Source organism: Streptomyces sp. Ru62 (genome assembly GCF_002920615.1).
GTDB lineage: Bacteria > Actinomycetota > Actinomycetes > Streptomycetales > Streptomycetaceae > Streptomyces.
In genome coordinates this window covers 1-15997 of the sequence record NZ_PQSU01000052.1, presented here as the reverse complement: position 1 = coordinate 15997, position 15997 = coordinate 1, and the positions used below count along the sequence as shown (strand labels likewise).

Genomic DNA, 15997 nt, shown 5'->3' with positions numbered 1-15997 from the left:
GTCCTCGTGCTTACTTGGCGGCGGCCAGCTCGGCGGCCTTGTCGGCCGCGCCGTCCATGGTGTCGACGCGCTGCACCAGCGGGTGGTTGGCGTCCGTGAGGATCTTCCGGCCCAGCTCGGCGTTGTTGCCGTCGAGGCGGACGACGAGCGGCTTCTCGACCTTCTCGCCGCGGTCCTCCAGGAGCTTCAGGGCCTGCACGATGCCGTTGGCGACCTCGTCGCAGGCGGTGATGCCACCGAAGACGTTCACGAAGACGGACTTGACGTCCGGGTCACCCAGGATGATCTCCAGGCCGTTCGCCATCACCTGGGCGGAGGCGCCACCACCGATGTCCAGGAAGTTGGCGGGCTTGACGCCACCGTGCTTCTCACCGGCGTACGCGACGACGTCCAGGGTGCTCATGACGAGACCGGCGCCGTTGCCGATGATGCCGACCTCGCCGTCGAGCTTGACGTAGTTGAGGTTCTTCTCCTTGGCGGCGGCCTCCAGCGGGTTGGCCGCGGCCTTGTCGTGGAGCGCCTCGTACTCGGGGTGACGGAACTCGGCGTTGTCGTCGAGCGACACCTTGCCGTCGAGCGCGATGACCTCACCGGAGGCGACCTTCGCGAGCGGGTTGACCTCGACGAGGAGGGCGTCCGACTTGATGAAGGTGTCCCACAGCTTGACGAGGACGTTCGCGACCTTGTCCGCGACCTCGGCCGGGAACTTGGCGGCCTCGACGATCTCGCGGGCCTTGGCCTCGTCCACACCGTCGATCGGGTCGATCGGGGTCTTGGCGACGGCCTCCGGGCGGGTGGCCGCCACCTCCTCGATCTCCATGCCGCCCTCGACGGATGCGATGGAGAGGAAGGTGCGGTTCGCACGGTCGAGGAGGAAGGAGACGTAGTACTCCTCGACGATCTCCGGAGCGGTCTCGGCGATCATGACCTTGTGGACCGTGTGGCCCTTGATGTCCATGCCGAGGATGTCCGTCGCGCGGGCGACGGCCTCGTCCGGGGAGGCGGCCAGCTTGACGCCACCGGCCTTGCCGCGACCACCGACCTTCACCTGCGCCTTGACGACGGACTTGCCGCCCAGACGCTCGGTGATCTCGCGCGCCGCCTCAGGCGTGTCGATGACTTCACCGGCCAGCACCGGTACATCGTGCTTGGCGAAGAGGTCCCTCGCCTGGTACTCGAACAGGTCCACGCGCTTCCGTCCCTATCAGTGATCTCGCGGTTCGTTGGATGCGTGGGCGTGCCGCGAAGGGCAACGTGACGTCCGCTGTCACTAGGGAAGCGCACACGGTGTCCGAGCGCGCGGCATGTCCGTCTCGCAGGTTATCGCTGCTTGCGGGGGCCCTCTAAATCGCGGGTCACACCTGAGCGGTGATACCTGTCACATGATGCCGGTTTTGCTGGCACAGCGTGCCGCCTCCGCGTGCGGTACGGGCGTTGTGCGAGGCCTCACCGGGCTGGGGTTGACCCGGTGAGACCCCCCTGGCGGCCCCGGGTCGCCCCGGGGCCGGGGCGCTTGATCCCCACCCCAATGGGGACCACGCACCCCGTCCGCGGGGCTCCGCCCGGACGAGCCGACGGCTTTCGGCCACCCGGGCCGGCCACCCCGCGGAAGCTGTGCGCGGCACTGTGTGTGCGCTGCGCGCCACCCACTCCGGATACCGGGTGCCCCTTCCGGGCCGGTGTCACGCCGCCCGGTGTCACGGCGTCCGGTGTCACGCCGTCTCCGGTATCGGCAGGGGCCGTTTCTCCAGCGCGGCGGCCATCACCTCGGGGAACAGGTCGGGCGTGCAGGCGAAGGCCGGTGCGCCGAGCGCGGCCAGCGCCGCCGCGTGATCGCGGTCGTACGCGGGCGCCCCCTCGTCCGACAGCGCGAGCAGCGCCACGAACTGCGTCCCCGACGCCTTCATCGCAGCGACCCGCTTGAGCATCTCCTGGCGGATGCCGCCCTCGAAGAGATCGCTGATCAGCACGACGACGGTCTCGGCCGGCCGGGTGATCTGCGCCTGGCAGTAGGCGAGCGCCCGGTTGATGTCCGTACCGCCGCCGAGCTGGGTGCCGAAGAGCACGTCGACCGGGTCGTCGAGCTGGTCGGTGAGATCGACGACCGCCGTGTCGAAGACGACCAGCCGGGTGCTGAGCGACCGCATGGAGGCGAGGACCGCGCCGAACACCGACGCGTACACCACGGACGACGCCATCGACCCGGACTGGTCGATGCAGAGCACGACCTCCTTCTTCACCGACCGCGCGGCCCGCCCGTAGCCGATGAGCCGCTCCGGTACGACGGTGCGGTGCTCGGGCAGATAGTGCTTGAGGTTGGCCGCGACGGTGCGGTTCCAGTCGATGTCGTGGTGGCGCGGGCGGGTGACGCGGGCACTGCGGTCCAGGGCGCCGGTGAGGGTGGCCCGGGTGCGGGTGGCGAGCCGCCTCTCCAGGTCCTCCACCACCTTGCGCACGACCGCGCGGGCCGTCTCCCGGGTCGTCTCCGGCATCGCCTTGTGCAACGAGAGCAACGTGCCGACCAGGTGCACGTCGGCCTCCACCGCCTCCAGCATCTCCGGCTCCAGCAGCAGGGACGCGAGGCCGAGGCGGTCGATGGCGTCGCGCTGCATGACCTGGACGACGGAGGACGGGAAGTAGCGGCGGATGTCCCCGAGCCAGCGCGCCACGGACGGCGCCGAGGCACCGAGCCCCGCCGACCGGTCCCGGCCCGACTGCGGCTTGTCGCCCCTGCCGTAGAGCGCGGCCAGCGTGCCGTCCATCGCCGCGTCCCGCCCGGACAGCGCGTACCCGGTGCCGTCGGCCTGGTCCCCACCGAGCACGAGCCGCCACCGCCGCAGCCGCTCCCGCGCGGGGTCGACGTCCGCGGCCGGCGCCGCCGACTCGACCGTGCCGGGGGCCACGGCGGCCGTGGCCGAGCTGTCCGCCGTGGCGGTGGCAGGGGCCGTGGCGGGCGCGGCCGAGCTGTCCGTCTTGGCCGTGCTGTGTGACCGGGCTGTCATGTGCCCACCCCCGTGAGGCAGTCCTCGTGCGTGGAATCGGGTGCCGTCTCGTATGTCGCTTCGCGCGTCGCGCCCGGTGGAGGGGTGTGCGCCGCGCCGTGCGGCGAGCTGCGCGCCGGGGCGGGCACCGTGTCGAGGCGCGCGTCCAGACCGAGCAGCAGCCGCAGTACCGGGAGGACGGCGTCGGCACGCCCGGTGTCCGGTTCGGCGGCGAAGCCGGGGATCGTGGCTCCCTGGGCGGTGTCCCCGCCGGGCCGGCCTGCGGGGCCGCGCCGGACCAGTTCACCGAGGGTCCTGCGCACCCCCGGCTCGTACGCGGCGAAGGTGCGCCGCAGCAGCGGCAGTACGTCCGTGAAGGCGTCCGCCGGAACCCCGGTCAGCCAGGTGTCCAGCAGGGCGAGCAGCCGCTCGTCGTGCACGAGCAGCAGGCCGCCCCCGCCACCGGCGAAGCCCTCCACCCAGGCGGCGGCAGCGGCGGGCGGCGTGCCCGGTGACAGCGCGAGCCCCGTCAGGCGGGCCGCCTCCTCGGGAGTCAGTGCCCCGTCGTCCAGCAACAGCCGCACGGCCCGGCCCCGGATGACACCGGGCGCGGTGTCCCGCAGGGACAGCACCCGCAACACGGCCCGCCAACGCTCCCGCAGCCCTCCGCCGCCGGCAACCGCACCGACACCACGGCCGGCCACCCCCGCAGCCGCACCGGCGCCTCCCCCACCCATACCGGCGGGCAGACCGGCGCCCTCACCAGCCGCCCCAGCAGCCACCCCGGGCAGGCTCTCCGTCAGTAGTCCCACTGCCGTGTGCACGGCGTCCACATGGCCGCGCATTTCCTCGGCCGCGTCGGTGTCGAGTGCGACGCAGGCCGGGGGCAGGCCGACGAAGACGCGTTCGGCGAGACCCGCCGCGACCTCGGCCAGCGCACCGGTGTCGGTGCCGCGCACGTCGCCGTAGCGCAGCGAGCGGACCAGGGCGGGCAGGGCCTGGGCGAGGTGGCCGACGTCGGTGTCCAGGGCCGCCCGGTCGGCGAGCACCCGCATGACCACGGGCAGCGCGTCCGGCAGCCCGGCCAGCAGGCACTGTTCGGCGAGCGCGGTGACGTCGGCGAGTGCTTCCGCCCCCGTGGCGTCCGCCTCCGCCTTGGCCCGTGCCGCCGCGTGGACGGTCGTCCCCCACACGCCCGCCTCGGCGACGCGCACCGACAGCTCGGGCTCCCAGCGCAGCCGCCAGGTCTCCCGGAACGTGCCCGTGCTCCCCCGGGACCGGGCCGGCTCGCCCCAGCCGACGCCGAGCAGCCGCAGCCGGTGCAGCAGCCTGCTGCGGCCGGCGTCGGTGTCCCCGCGCAGGTCCAGCTCCAGCTCACGCTCCAGCGCCTCGGGTTTCAGCCGCAGCGACCGCTGCTGCCGGACCAGGTCGCGCTGCAACGGCACCGCGGGCGCCGACTCCGGGACCTCGCCCAGGACGTCCCCGACCACCAGCCGGTCGTGCACCAGCGCCAGCGGTACGTCCGAGCCGTCGCACAGCACCGCCCGCACCGCGTCGGTGGTCTCGCCCAGGCCGGGCAGCGGGCGGCCCCGCAGCGCGGCCAGGGTCTCCGCGAGCCGTACGGCCTCGATGACGTGCGCGGAGGACACGATCCGGTCCTCCTCGCGCAGCAGCCGGGCGACCTTGGTCAACCACCGCTCGACCGGCCGGTCGGGCGCGTGGAACAGATGCCCGTACCAACCGGGCGAGTCGATGCCGGCGCCGTAGCCGCCGGACCGGGCCAGCCTGCGGTGCGTCCACGGCACCCAGGTCAGGTCGGTCCTGGTCCTGGGCAGCCCCTTGAGCAGCGCCCGGTCGGCGGTGACGGTGGTCCGCTCGCGCAGCGCGGGCACGTGCCAGGCCCCGCAGACCACGGCCACGGCGTCGCCGAACTCCTTGCGCGCGTCCCGAAGCCTGAGCCGCATGTGCGCCTCGCGGACGAGGTCCCGGGTTCGCCCGCCGGCGCCGTACCGCTCGCGCAGCGCTCCCATGGCCTCCGCCACCGCCGCGAACGGCGCGAAGGGGTCACGGGCACCCGGCCCCCGGTGCTCGACGACGTCCTCCCACCAGCGCTCGGGATCGTCGTACCCGGCCGCCTCCGCGAGCACGGCGAGGGGATCGACACGGACCTGGTCATCGTGACCGGAGCCGGGATCGGGTCCGGGCCCGGGCTCTCCGGCGTCGTCACCGTCGCCGCCGTCGTCACCGTCGCCGCCGTCGTCGTGACCGGACTCGCCCGCTTCCTTCTGCCACGCCAGCGTGTGCGTGGCCGGCAGGTCGATGAAGCGGGCCGGTACGCCCTGTTCCAGGGCCCACCGGATGGCCACCCACTCGGGACTGAACTCGGCGAACGGCCAGAAGGCCGAGCGGCCGGGCTCGTCCACGGCGTGGGCGAGCAGGGCGACCGGGGGCCGCAGGCCCGGGTCGGCGGCCAGCGGGATCAACGCGTCGGCCTCGGGCGGCCCCTCGATCAGGACGACGGCCGGACGGGCGGCGTCCAGCGCGGCCCGCACCGCGCGCGCGGATCCGGGCCCGTGGTGCCGGACTCCGAGCAGCAGCGGCCCGGAGGCGTACGCCGTGCTCCCGCCCGTCCCGGTCATGCGCTCACCTCCCGGCAGGCGCGGTAGAAGTCGGTCCAGCCCTCGCGCTCACGGACGACCGTCTCCAGGTACTCCTGCCAGACGACCCGGTCGGCCGCCGGGTCGCGGACGACGGCGCCCAGGATGCCGGCGGCGACGTCCCCCGGGCGCAGCACGCCGTCGCCGAAGTGGGTGGCGAGCGCGAGGCCGTTCGTGACGACGGAGATCGCCTCCGCAGTGGACAGCGTGCCGCTGGGCGACTTCAGTTTGGTGCGGCCGTCTGCGGTGATGCCGTCGCGCAGCTCGCGGAAGACGGTGACGACCCGGCGGATCTCCTCGATGCCGTCGGGCGCGGCCGGCAGGTCGAGGGAGCGGCCGAGTTGCTCGACCCGGCGGGTGACGATGTCGACCTCGGCGTCGGCGCTCTCCGGCAGCGGCAGCACCACGGTGTTGAAGCGGCGGCGCAGGGCGCTGGAGAGGTCGTTGACCCCGCGGTCGCGGTCGTTGGCGGTGGCGATGAGGTTGAAGCCGCGGACCGCCTGGACCTCTTGGCCGAGCTCGGGGATGGGCAGGGTCTTCTCGGACAGGATCGTGATGAGCGTGTCCTGCACGTCGGCCGGGATGCGGGTCAGCTCCTCCACCCGGGCCGTCATGCCCTCGGCCATGGCGCGCATCACGGGGCTGGGCACGAGCGCGTCGCGGCTCGGGCCGTGCGCGAGGAGCTGCGCGTAGTTCCAGCCGTACCGGATCGCCTCCTCCGGCGTGCCGGCCGTGCCCTGCACCAGCAGGGTCGAGTCACCGCTCACGGCGGCGGCCAGGTGTTCCGACACCCAGGTCTTGGCGGTGCCGGGCACGCCGAGCAGGAGCAGGGCGCGGTCGGTGGCGAGCGTGGTGACGGCGACCTCGACGATACGGCGCGGGCCCACGTACTTGGGTGTGATCACCGTGCCGTCCGGCAGGGTGCCGCCGAGCAGGTACGTCGCCACCGCCCACGGCGACAGCTTCCAGCGGGCCGGGCGCGGGCGGTCGTCCTGGGCGGCGAGCGCGGCGAGTTCGGCCGCGAAGGCGTGCTCGGCGTGCGGTCGCAGCGCCTGCGCGGTCTCGTCGCGGTCGGGTGCGGCGGTCGTCGGTTCCACGGACACAGACATGGCTGAGGCCCCCTCCAGCTCGGCCGGTTCGGATCTGGCATCCACCGTGCACCACGCCACTGACAATCGCTCTGACCAGCACAAACGTGCTCGCCGGACCGATTGTCAGTGGCGGGACCTACCGTCGGGGACATGACTGAGCAGGGGGTGCGCTGGACCGCGGACCAGGTGCTGGCACTGGCGCCTGACGCCGCGTCACGCAAGGCGGGGAGCAAACTCGCCGTGGCCGGGCCGTGGTCCGGGACGGGCAGCGGAGAGGGGACGGTGTGGGGGCTGTGCAAGGGCAGCGGCAGCAGGCCGTACCAGACGGTGGTGGACCTGGCCGACGCGGCCGGGCCGGCGTACAAGTGCAGTTGTCCGAGCCGTAAGTTCCCGTGCAAGCACGCGCTCGGGCTGCTTCTGCTGTGGGCGGGTGACGACGGCGCGGTGCCGGCCGCCGGGCAGCCGCCGGAGTGGGCCGGGCAGTGGCTCGCGGGCCGGCGCGGACGTGCCGAGACCAGGCGCAAGCAAGCCGAGGGGGGTTCCGCCGCCGGGCCCGCCGATCCGGAGGCGGCCCGGCGGCGGGCCGAACGCCGGGCCGAGCGGGTCACGGCGGGCGCGAGCGAGCTGGAGCAGCGCCTGGCCGACCTGCTGCGCGGCGGTCTGGCCGCGGCCGAACACGCGGGGTACGGCCTGTGGGACGAGACGGCGGCCCGCATGGTCGACGCCCAGGCGCCAGGACTGGCCGCGCGCGTCCGGGAACTGGGGGCGGTCCCGGCGTCCGGCGCGGGCTGGCCGGCGCGGCTGCTGGAGGAGTGCGCGCTGCTGCACCTGCTCGACCAGGGCTGGCTGCACCGTGACCGGCTGCCGGACGGCCTCGCGGCCACGGTCCGCTCCCGGCTCGGCCTGCCCGCCACGCCGGACGGCCCGCCGGTGCGCGACCACTGGCTGGTCCTCGCCCAGTACGACACGGTGGACCCGAAACTGACGACGCGCCGGATATGGCTGCACGGCGCCGAGTCCGGCGGTACCCGGCTGCTGCTGTCCTACGGAGCGGCGGGCCGGGCACCGGAGCTGTCCCTGCCGGTGGGCCTCGCCCTGGAGGCGGAGCTGACGGCGTATCCGGGCTCCGGCCGGTCCCGGGCCGCCCTGGGCGAGCGGTTCGCCCCACCGGCCCCGGCCGCGTTCCGCCCACCCGGCGTGACGACGGCCGAGGCGGCGGCCCGGTACGGCGAGGCCCTGCGCGACGACCCGTGGCTGGACGCGGTCCCCGTGACCCTGGACCGGGTGACGCCCGTCCCGGACGGCGAGGGATGGCAACTGGCCGACGCGGACACGGACACGGCCCTGCCGCTGACCCGGGGCGCCCGCTCCCGGCCCGGCCTGTGGCGACTGGTCGCCCTGTCCGGCGGCGCCCCCGTCACGGTCTTCGGCGAGTGCGGCCACCGCGGCTTCACCCCGCTCACGGCCTGGGCGGAGGGAGAGGGTGAGGCGGTGCCGCTGTGCTGAACCCGGCGGGCGAACGCGGAAGGCAAGAAGGCAGAAGGACAGAAGGAGGGGAAGGGAACGTGATGAACGGGGCACGGCCGAGCGACGGGACACGGGCCGACGGGGACGCGGGCCGTCCGGGGCGCTCCTGGGAGAAGCCGGCGAACACCGCGGACGACTCGGTCGGCTCCTCCGGAAACCGCCCGCAGGCCCCGGCGCCCTCTCAGCCGGCCTCGGCGCCCTCCTGGGAGAAGCCGGCGAGCACCGCGGACGACTCGGTCCGCTCCTCCGGAAACCGCCCGCAGGCCCCGGCGCCCTCCCAGCCGGCCCCGGCGCCCTCCTGGGAGGACCTGGTCACCACCGCGCTCCTCGGTACCGACCGGCGCGCCCCGGCGCACGTCGTGCCGGGTCGCCCGGCCCCGGTGGCACTGCTCGACGCGGCGGCCGTGGCGACCGTACGGCGGCGGGCCGGGCTGCGGCCCGCGCGGGCGGCGCGGCGCCTCGCTCCGGCACCCGCCGATCCACGCCCCGCCCTGCCCGCACCGGCGGCCCGCAGACTCACCACCCTGCTGGCCGACCGGTCCGGCGGCGCGGCCGGCGGCCGGCGGGGCAGCTCCCCGGACCTCATGGAGTTGCTCCCCCAGTGGCTCGCGGCGGCCAACGCGCACGGCTACGCGGCGCCCCCGCAGCTGCTGCCCGCACTGCTGGACGCGGCCCGGGGCCGCACGGACCTGCGTCCGGCGGCGTTGGCCTTCGCCGGCCCGCGCGCGCTGTGGCTGGCCCGGCTGAACCCGGACTGGCGGTTCGCCCTGCGCGCGGCCCCGGGCGGCGGCGCGGCGCTGCCCGATCCGGAGGACGCCGATGCGGTGCGCCGGTTGTGGGCGGAGGGGCTGTTCGCCGAGCGGGCGGCGCTGCTGGGGGCCCTGCGTGCCCGTACGCCCGAACTGGGCCGTGAGTTGATGGCGTCGACGTGGGCGACGGAGCGGGCGGAGGACCGGCTGATGTTCCTCGACTCCCTGCGCACGGGTCTGTCGGACGCGGACGAACCCTTCCTTGAGCAGGCGTTGGGCGACCGCAGCCGCAATGTCCGGGCGACTGCGGCGGAACTGCTGTCGGCGCTGCCGGGCTCGGCGCTCGCCGCACGGATGGCCGTACGGGCCTCGGCGTGTGTGGCCCTGGACCGTACGGGGAGCGCGCCGGCGATCGCGGTGGAGGCGCCGCTCGAATGCGACGCGGCCATGGAGCGGGACGGGGTGGTGGCGGCACCGCCCGCGGGACGGGGAGAACGGTCGTGGTGGCTGGGCCAGTTGGTGGAGGCCGCCCCGCTCGGCACCTGGTCGCAGCGGCTCGGCGGGCGCACGCCCCAGGAGATCGTGGCGCTGCCGGTGGCGGACGGCTGGCAGGGTGAGTTGCACGCGGCCTGGTGCCGGGCGGCGGTACGCCAACAGGACGCCGCCTGGTCGCGGGCGCTGCTCGGCTCGCCGTCGGCACCGGAGGCCGGCGGCCCGGGCGCGGTCTCCCTGGCGGAGCGGGCGAAGCTGCTGGCCGCGCTGGATCCGGCGGAACGGGCCGCGTGGGTCGCCGGATTCATCGCCACGCACGGCCTGTCGGAGGCGTTCCAGTTGCTCGGGGTGTGCGCCGTCCCCTGGGCTCCCCCGCTGGGCCGGGCGGTCGTGGACGCCCTGAACATCGCTCGGGACGCGGGCAGTTACCCATGGAGCTTCAGCGGGGTGATGGGACTGGCGGAGCGCTGCCTGGACCCGGCGGAGGCCGTCCGGCTGGAGGCGCTGCTGGCGGTGCCCGACGAGCGGGAGGACGCCGCGCCCGGGGCCGGCGGCTACTGGGCGGAGGCGTTCCAGCGGCTGGGCACCACCCTGCGGCTGCGGGCGGCGATGACCCGGGAACTGACCCCGCCCGCCCCGGCCACACCACCGCCGAGCCCACCCGCGCAGCCGCCGGAACCTCCCGCACGGCCACGGGAGGCAGCCGCGTAACCCGCAAAGGAGCCACCCGGCCGCCCGGGGGCAGGCGCGGAAGGGCCGGGGGCACCACGTAACGTCCGAGGGCAGCCGCGGAACAGCCGAGGCCAGCCGCCGCCTACCGGGCATGAGCAGCCGCGGAACCGCCGACAGCGATCGCGGAACGGAACCGCCGGCAGCAGCCGCTTGACCGCTCGACGAGGGGCAGTCGCGCAATGGCTCGGCGAAGGGCAGTCGCGTGACGGACCGGACGAGGACAGGCGCGCAACGGCCCAGGCCAGCCGCCTATCGGGCGGAAGCGGTCCCCCACCGCCGGAAGCCGCCACGCAGCCGCCGGAGGCAGCCGCTCAGCCCCCCGATGCCGCCGGCTGGCGGACGTTCTCGCGGACCCACTCCACGATCGACGCGGTCGTCGCCCCCGGGGTGAAGATCTCCGCCACACCCTTCTCCTTCAGCGGCGGGATGTCCTCGTCCGGGATGATGCCGCCGCCGAAGACGAGGATGTCCTCGGCCTCCCGCTCCCGGAGCAGGTCGATGACCGCGGCGAACAGCGTGTTGTGGGCGCCGGAGAGGATGGACAGGCCGATCGCGTCGGCGTCCTCCTGGATGGCGGTGTCGACGATCTGTTCCGGCGTCTGGTGGAGCCCGGTGTAGATGACCTCCATACCGGCGTCGCGCAGGGCCCGCGCGATCACCTTGGCCCCACGATCGTGGCCGTCGAGCCCCGGCTTGGCGACCACCACGCGGATCGGACCGGCTGCCACACCCATCACTGCCTCCATCAAGCGACCACGGAAGCGATCGCTTCCGTCCGTATCGACAAGTACCGCACTTTTGGCGCGTTCCGCCACCGTCGCGAAGTGAACGAACGTTATCTCCAGCATCCCGCAAGCGGCAGTTTTACGGTGCGCTCCGAGGGGGAAATCACATGGTGGGACATGAGGGCACACGGAGGTCGAGCCGTCCCCCGGCGTGCCGACAGGAGGTGCCCATGAAGGTCACCGGGGTTTTGCCGCTCTTCTTCCTCCCGCTCTGCCGCCGTCTGTGGCCCGGCAGACTGGCCGGACTGTCCATGACGCTGCTGCGGGCGACGGCCCTGGAGGCGGCGATCCTGGCGGGCCACCTCCTGCTGTATCCGACCGGTCTGATCCAGGAGCGGCGCTCCGGCGTCCTGCCCGCCCCGGACGGCGCCGCCCGGCTGCCGGTCCGCCCCGCGCCACCGGTCGTCCTGCTGCACGGCTTCATCGACAACCGATCGGTGTTCGTCCTGCTCCGCCGCACCCTCGCCCAGCACGGCAGGCACCGGGTGGAGTCACTCAACTACTCGCCGCTGACCTGCGACATTCGCATCGCGGCCGAGTTGCTCGGCCGGCACATCGAGGAGATCTGCGAGCGCACCGGCAGTGCCCGGGTCGACATCGTCGGGCACAGCCTCGGGGGCCTGATAGCGCGCTATTACACCCAGTGCCTGGGCGGTGACCTGCGGGTACGCACGCTGGTCACCCTCGGCACCCCGCACTCGGGGACCCGGGTGGCGCCGCTGGCGGACGCGCACCCGATCGTGCGGCAGATGCGGCCCGGCTCCGCGGTCATCGAGGAACTGGCCCGGCCCGCCCCCGGCTGCCGGACCCGCTTCGTGAGCTTCTGGAGCGACCTGGACTCGCTGATGGACCCCCTGGAGTCGGCCCGCCTGGAGCACCCGGACCTGGACGCGCAGAACGTCCGGGTGACCGGCATCGGCCATCTCGCCCTGCCCGTGCATCCCGCCGTAGCGGCCGGGATACGCGAGGCCCTGGACGTCCCGCACTCCGAGGACCGGGCCGCCGGCGGCCTGACGGTGGCCTGAGGCCCGGCCGCGACCGGAGCGCGGAGCCCGCGCTCACAGACGCACCGCTCGCGCACAGCCGACGCATCACCGACGCACAGCCCGCACCTCGCCGCTCGACATCGAACATTCTTCGAACGCAAGGCCAAGGTCAGGTCCTGGAGCCCCGAAACACGGCCGAATGCCCGTTTCCGGCCCACGCGAAACAGGCCGAAGATTGTCGCGCCCAGGTACCGCCGGGTACAGTCGCCGCACTGCTCTGGCAGCCCCTGTTGTCGAGGCGAAAGAGAAGTTGGTGAACGACCGTCACCCGTCGGGGACCATGACCACCCCGGCCCCGGCTTCCGACGCCTCCACCGCGCACTACGTGCCGTACGGGGCACAGGAAGCCCCCTACGACGACCTCACCACGTACGGCGGTTACGACGCCACCGGTTTTGCCGGTGGCTCCGGAAGCACCACGGCCTTCCACACCGACCCGCTCTTCGGCAGCCTTCCGGGCAGCGAGCAGACCACTGGCGCGTACGACACCACGCACTGGCAGACCGGCACCGCCCAGACCCCGGCCTACGACCCGTACGCGGCACAGCAGTACGCCACCTACGACTCCGGCGTCTACGACAGCACCGCCTGGGCCGTCCCCGCGCAGGCCACCGGCAACGACGTCAGCGGCCAGTGGGACGCCACCGCCTGGTCGCAGCCCGACTCGTCCGGCGGCGCCGATCCCACCCAGCAGTGGGAGTGGGGCACCCAGACCTTCGACACGGGCGCGTACGACGCCACGCAGTGGAACTCCGCGGGACAGAGCGTGCCGGCGCAGTCGGAGCCGGGTGGCGAACCGTTCGATCAGCAGGCCACCGCGACCTTCGAGGCGGTCGGCGACCCGCAGTCCGCGTTCGAGCAGGCGGGGGATCCGCAGGCGGCCGCGGCCTTCGAGCAGATGCCGTACGAGGACACCGCCTTCGGTGAACAGCCCGCCGCCGAGGGCCAGTCGGACTCCACCGGCGAACTGCCCGCCGTGACCGGCCTGCTGGACGACCAGGAGGAGGTCGCCCCGGCGCCGACGACCCGCGCGGCCTCGCGCGGCGGGGCGCGCTCCCGGCGCCGCCCGCCCGCCAAGCGCTCCGCGCTGCTGACCGTCGCCGTGCCGTCGGCCTGTGTGATGGGGGTGGCCGGGATCGCCGCCGCCTCGGTCGGCGCGCTGACCGACGACTCCAAGGACACCGCCACGACCGCCTCGGACGCGCAGCCGGTCAAGCCGTCCGTCGCCAACAGCAAACTGGACAGCCAGCTCAAGACGCTCTCCGCGGGCGCCGACGACTTCGCCGACCGGGCGAGCCGTACCCAGGAGCGGATCGACCTCAAGGCGCAGCAGGAGCTGGAGAAGAAGAAGGCGGCAGCGGAGGCCGCGCTGAAGGAGCGGCTGCGGCCCAAGTTCGCGCTGCCGGTCGCGCAGCACGGACTCAGCGCCTACTTCGGTCAGGCGGGCATCAACTGGATGTCGGTGCACACCGGCATCGACTTCCCCGTCTCCTACGGCACCACGGTGATGGCCGCCACCGACGGCACCGTCACCACCAAGTGGAACAGCGCCTACGGCAACATGATGATCGTGACGGCGAAGGACGGCACGGAGACCTGGTACTGCCACCTCTCCAGCTACAGCGTCGCCTCCGGTACGACCGTCAAGGCCGGCCAGCCGATCGGCCACTCCGGGAACTCCGGCAACTCCACGGGCCCGCACCTGCATTTCGAGGTACGGCCGGCGGGCGGGGCGGCCATAGACCCGCTGCCGTGGCTGCGGAGCCACGGGCTGAATCCCACGTAGACCCCGGGGCCCCGCACGTCAGCGGGGCCCTTTCGGTCCGCTACAGCTTCTCCACCGGCGCGTACCGCAGCAGCAGCCGCTTCGGCTTGGTGTCCCCGAAGTCGATCGTCGCCTCCGCGTTCGCGCCCGTCCCCTTCACGGCGACGACCGTGCCGAGCCCGAACTGGTCGTGGGTGACCCGGTCCCCGACGGCCAGCGCGACCACCGGCTTCTCCGCCGTGCGCCGCGTGGCGAACCCGGACGCGCCCGACGCCGAGGAGCGCGAACGGGTCGACGACAGCGAGGCGGCGATCCCGGACGCCGGCCCGGAGGCCATGGGCGCCGCCGCCCCGGTCCGCTTCCACTCGACATGGGCGGGCGGGATCTCCTCCAGGAAGCGGGAGGGCGGGTTGTACGACGGCTGGCCCCAGGCGCTGCGCATCGCCGACCGCGTGAGGTACAGCCGCTCCCGCGCGCGCGTGATGCCGACGTACGCCAGGCGCCGCTCCTCCTCCAGCTCCTTGGTCTCGCCGAGGGCGCGCATGTGCGGGAAGACGCCGTCCTCCATGCCGGTCAGGAACACGACCGGGAACTCCAGGCCCTTGGCGGTGTGCAGGGTCATCAGTGTGATGACGCCGTCGCCGTCCTCCTCGTCCGGGATCTGGTCGGAGTCGGCGACCAGGGCGACCTGCTCCAGGAAGTCGGCCAGGGTCCCCTGCTCGCCCTCGCCCCGCTCCTGTTCGAACTCCAGGGCCACGGCCGCGAGTTCCTGAAGGTTCTCGATCCGGGTCTCGTCCTGCGGGTCGGTGGAGGCCTGCAACTCGGCCAGGTAACCGGTGCGTTCCAGGACGGCCTCCAGCACGGTGGCCGGTCCGGCGCCGGACTCGACGATCGTCCGCAGGTCCTCCATCAGCGTGTTGAACCGCTTGACCGCGTTGGTGGAGCGCGCGGCCATGCCGTACGCCTCGTCCACGCGCTTCAGGGCCTGCGGGAAGCTGATCTTCTCGCGCTGGGCGAGGGCGTCGACCATCGCCTCCGCGCGCTCGCCGATGCCCCGCTTGGGCACGTTGAGGATGCGGCGCAGCGGCACCGAGTCCTCGGGGTTGGCGAGGACACGCAGGTAGGCGAGGACGTCCCGGACCTCCTTGCGCTCGTAGAAGCGGACTCCGCCGACGACCTTGTAGGGCAGGCCGACGCGGATGAAGATCTCTTCGAAGACACGGGACTGGGCGTTGGTGCGGTAGAAGACGGCGACGTCTCCCGCACGCGCGTGGCCCGCGTCGACCAGGCGGTCTATCTCCTCGGCGACGAACTGGGCCTCGTCGTGCTCGGTGTCGGCGACGTATCCGACGATCCGGGCGCCGTGACCGGCGTTGGTCCACAGGTTCTTCGGGCGGCGGGACTCGTTGCGCTCGATGACCGCGTTGGCGGCGGACAGGATGGTCTGCGTGGAGCGGTAGTTCTGCTCCAGCAGGATCGTCGTCGCGTTCGGGTAGTCCTCCTCGAACTGGAGGATGTTGCGGATCGTCGCACCCCGGAAGGCGTAGATCGACTGGTCCGCGTCGCCCACGACGCAGAGTTCGGCGGGCGGGATGTCGTACTCGCCGGGCGGGGTGTCCTCGTCGTGATCCCCGGTGCCGACGAGTTCCCGCACGAGCGCGTACTGGGCGTGGTTGGTGTCCTGGTACTCGTCCACCAGGACGTGCCGGAAGCGGCGGCGGTAGTGCTCGGCGACGTCCGGGAAGGCGCGCAGCAGGTTGACCGTCGTCATGATCAGGTCGTCGAAGTCCAGTGCGTTCGCCTCGCGCAGCCGCGACTGGTACAGGGCGTAGGCCTGCGCCAGGGTCTTCTCGAAGCCGTCGGCGGCCTGGGCGGCGAAGTCCTCCTCGTCGATCAGCTCGTTCTTCAGGTTGCTGATCTTCGCGCTGAAGGACTTCGGCGGGAAGCGCTTGGGGTCGAGCTCCAGATCGCGGCAGACCAGGGCCATCAGGCGCTTGCTGTCGGCGGCGTCGTAGATCGAGAACGACGAGGTGAAGCCGAGCTTCTTGCTCTCGCGCCGGAGGATGCGCACACACGCGCTGTGGAAGGTCATCACCCACATCGCGTTCGCGCGCGGGCCGACGAGCTGCTCGACGCGCTCCTTCATCTCGCCCGCGGCCTTGTTGGTGAAGG

The 15997-nt window shown here is 73.5% G+C and carries 10 protein-coding genes; 4 read left to right on the top strand and 6 right to left on the bottom strand.

Translation table 11 applies throughout. The features are described from left to right. Positions 1-10: 10 nt before the first annotated feature. From sucC to C3492_RS40830, 4 genes are all read right to left on the bottom strand, one after another. Positions 11-1189, bottom strand: coding sequence for an ADP-forming succinate--CoA ligase subunit beta (gene sucC / locus C3492_RS40855; protein WP_103817657.1), 1179 nt, complete (start codon positions 1187-1189; stop codon positions 11-13). A 523-nt stretch (positions 1190-1712) separates the two neighbouring features. Beyond that, positions 1713-3002: a VWA domain-containing protein gene (locus C3492_RS40845; RefSeq protein ID WP_258056196.1), complete on the bottom strand. Its 1290-nt coding sequence runs from the start codon at positions 3000-3002 to the stop codon at positions 1713-1715. Then, positions 2999-5620 carry a DUF5682 family protein gene (locus tag C3492_RS40835; protein WP_103817655.1) on the bottom strand — a complete coding sequence of 874 codons (2622 nt, stop codon included), beginning with the start codon at positions 5618-5620 and terminating at the stop codon, positions 2999-3001. Before C3492_RS40835 ends, C3492_RS40845 begins: the two co-directional genes overlap by 4 nt. Continuing rightward, positions 5617-6747: an AAA family ATPase gene (locus tag C3492_RS40830; RefSeq protein ID WP_103817654.1), complete on the bottom strand. Its 1131-nt coding sequence runs from the start codon at positions 6745-6747 to the stop codon at positions 5617-5619. The genes C3492_RS40835 and C3492_RS40830 overlap by 4 nt, the downstream gene beginning before the upstream one ends. A 132-nt stretch (positions 6748-6879) precedes the next feature. Between C3492_RS40830 and C3492_RS40825 the strand changes: the two genes are divergently transcribed. Together C3492_RS40825 and C3492_RS40820 are read left to right on the top strand one after the other, a co-directional pair. Continuing rightward, complete coding sequence (locus tag C3492_RS40825) at positions 6880-8235, top strand: SWIM zinc finger family protein (protein WP_103817653.1); 1356 nt, start codon at positions 6880-6882, stop codon at positions 8233-8235. A 62-nt stretch (positions 8236-8297) separates the two neighbouring features. After that, positions 8298-10208, top strand: a complete 1911-nt coding sequence (locus tag C3492_RS40820) for a DUF5691 domain-containing protein (RefSeq protein ID WP_258056195.1) — start codon at positions 8298-8300, stop codon at positions 10206-10208. 332 nt (positions 10209-10540) lie between these two features. On the opposite strand, the gene C3492_RS40815 is transcribed toward C3492_RS40820, so the two are convergent. Further along, positions 10541-10963, bottom strand: coding sequence for a cobalamin B12-binding domain-containing protein (locus tag C3492_RS40815; RefSeq protein ID WP_103817652.1), 423 nt, complete (start codon positions 10961-10963; stop codon positions 10541-10543). 221 nt (positions 10964-11184) lie between these two features. Between C3492_RS40815 and C3492_RS40810 the strand changes: the two genes are divergently transcribed. Continuing rightward, positions 11185-12039: an alpha/beta fold hydrolase gene (locus C3492_RS40810; protein ID WP_103817651.1), complete on the top strand. Its 855-nt coding sequence runs from the start codon at positions 11185-11187 to the stop codon at positions 12037-12039. A 274-nt stretch (positions 12040-12313) separates the two neighbouring features. Further along, on the top strand, positions 12314-13846 hold the full coding sequence (locus C3492_RS40805; protein WP_103817650.1) for a M23 family metallopeptidase: 1533 nt from the start codon (positions 12314-12316) through the stop codon (positions 13844-13846). Positions 13847-13886: 40 nt separating this feature from the next. On the opposite strand, the gene pcrA is transcribed toward C3492_RS40805, so the two are convergent. Next, on the bottom strand, positions 13887-15997 hold a 2111-nt coding region (gene pcrA / locus C3492_RS40800), incomplete at its 5' end, for a DNA helicase PcrA (RefSeq protein WP_103817649.1).

What these genes read in the sequence shown, in the direction of transcription:
- C3492_RS40845 (WP_258056196.1), bottom strand. Translation starts at nt 3,002, where the DNA reads ATGACAGCCCGGTCACACAGCACGGCCAAGACGGACAGCTCGGCCGCG.
- C3492_RS40835 (WP_103817655.1), bottom strand. Translation starts at nt 5,620, where the DNA reads ATGACCGGGACGGGCGGGAGCACGGCGTACGCCTCCGGGCCGCTGCTG.
- C3492_RS40830 (WP_103817654.1), bottom strand. Translation starts at nt 6,747, where the DNA reads ATGTCTGTGTCCGTGGAACCGACGACCGCCGCACCCGACCGCGACGAG.
- C3492_RS40825 (WP_103817653.1), top strand. Translation starts at nt 6,880, where the DNA reads ATGACTGAGCAGGGGGTGCGCTGGACCGCGGACCAGGTGCTGGCACTG.
- C3492_RS40820 (WP_258056195.1), top strand. Translation starts at nt 8,298, where the DNA reads ATGAACGGGGCACGGCCGAGCGACGGGACACGGGCCGACGGGGACGCG.
- C3492_RS40815 (WP_103817652.1), bottom strand. Translation starts at nt 10,963, where the DNA reads ATGGGTGTGGCAGCCGGTCCGATCCGCGTGGTGGTCGCCAAGCCGGGG.
- C3492_RS40810 (WP_103817651.1), top strand. Translation starts at nt 11,185, where the DNA reads ATGAAGGTCACCGGGGTTTTGCCGCTCTTCTTCCTCCCGCTCTGCCGC.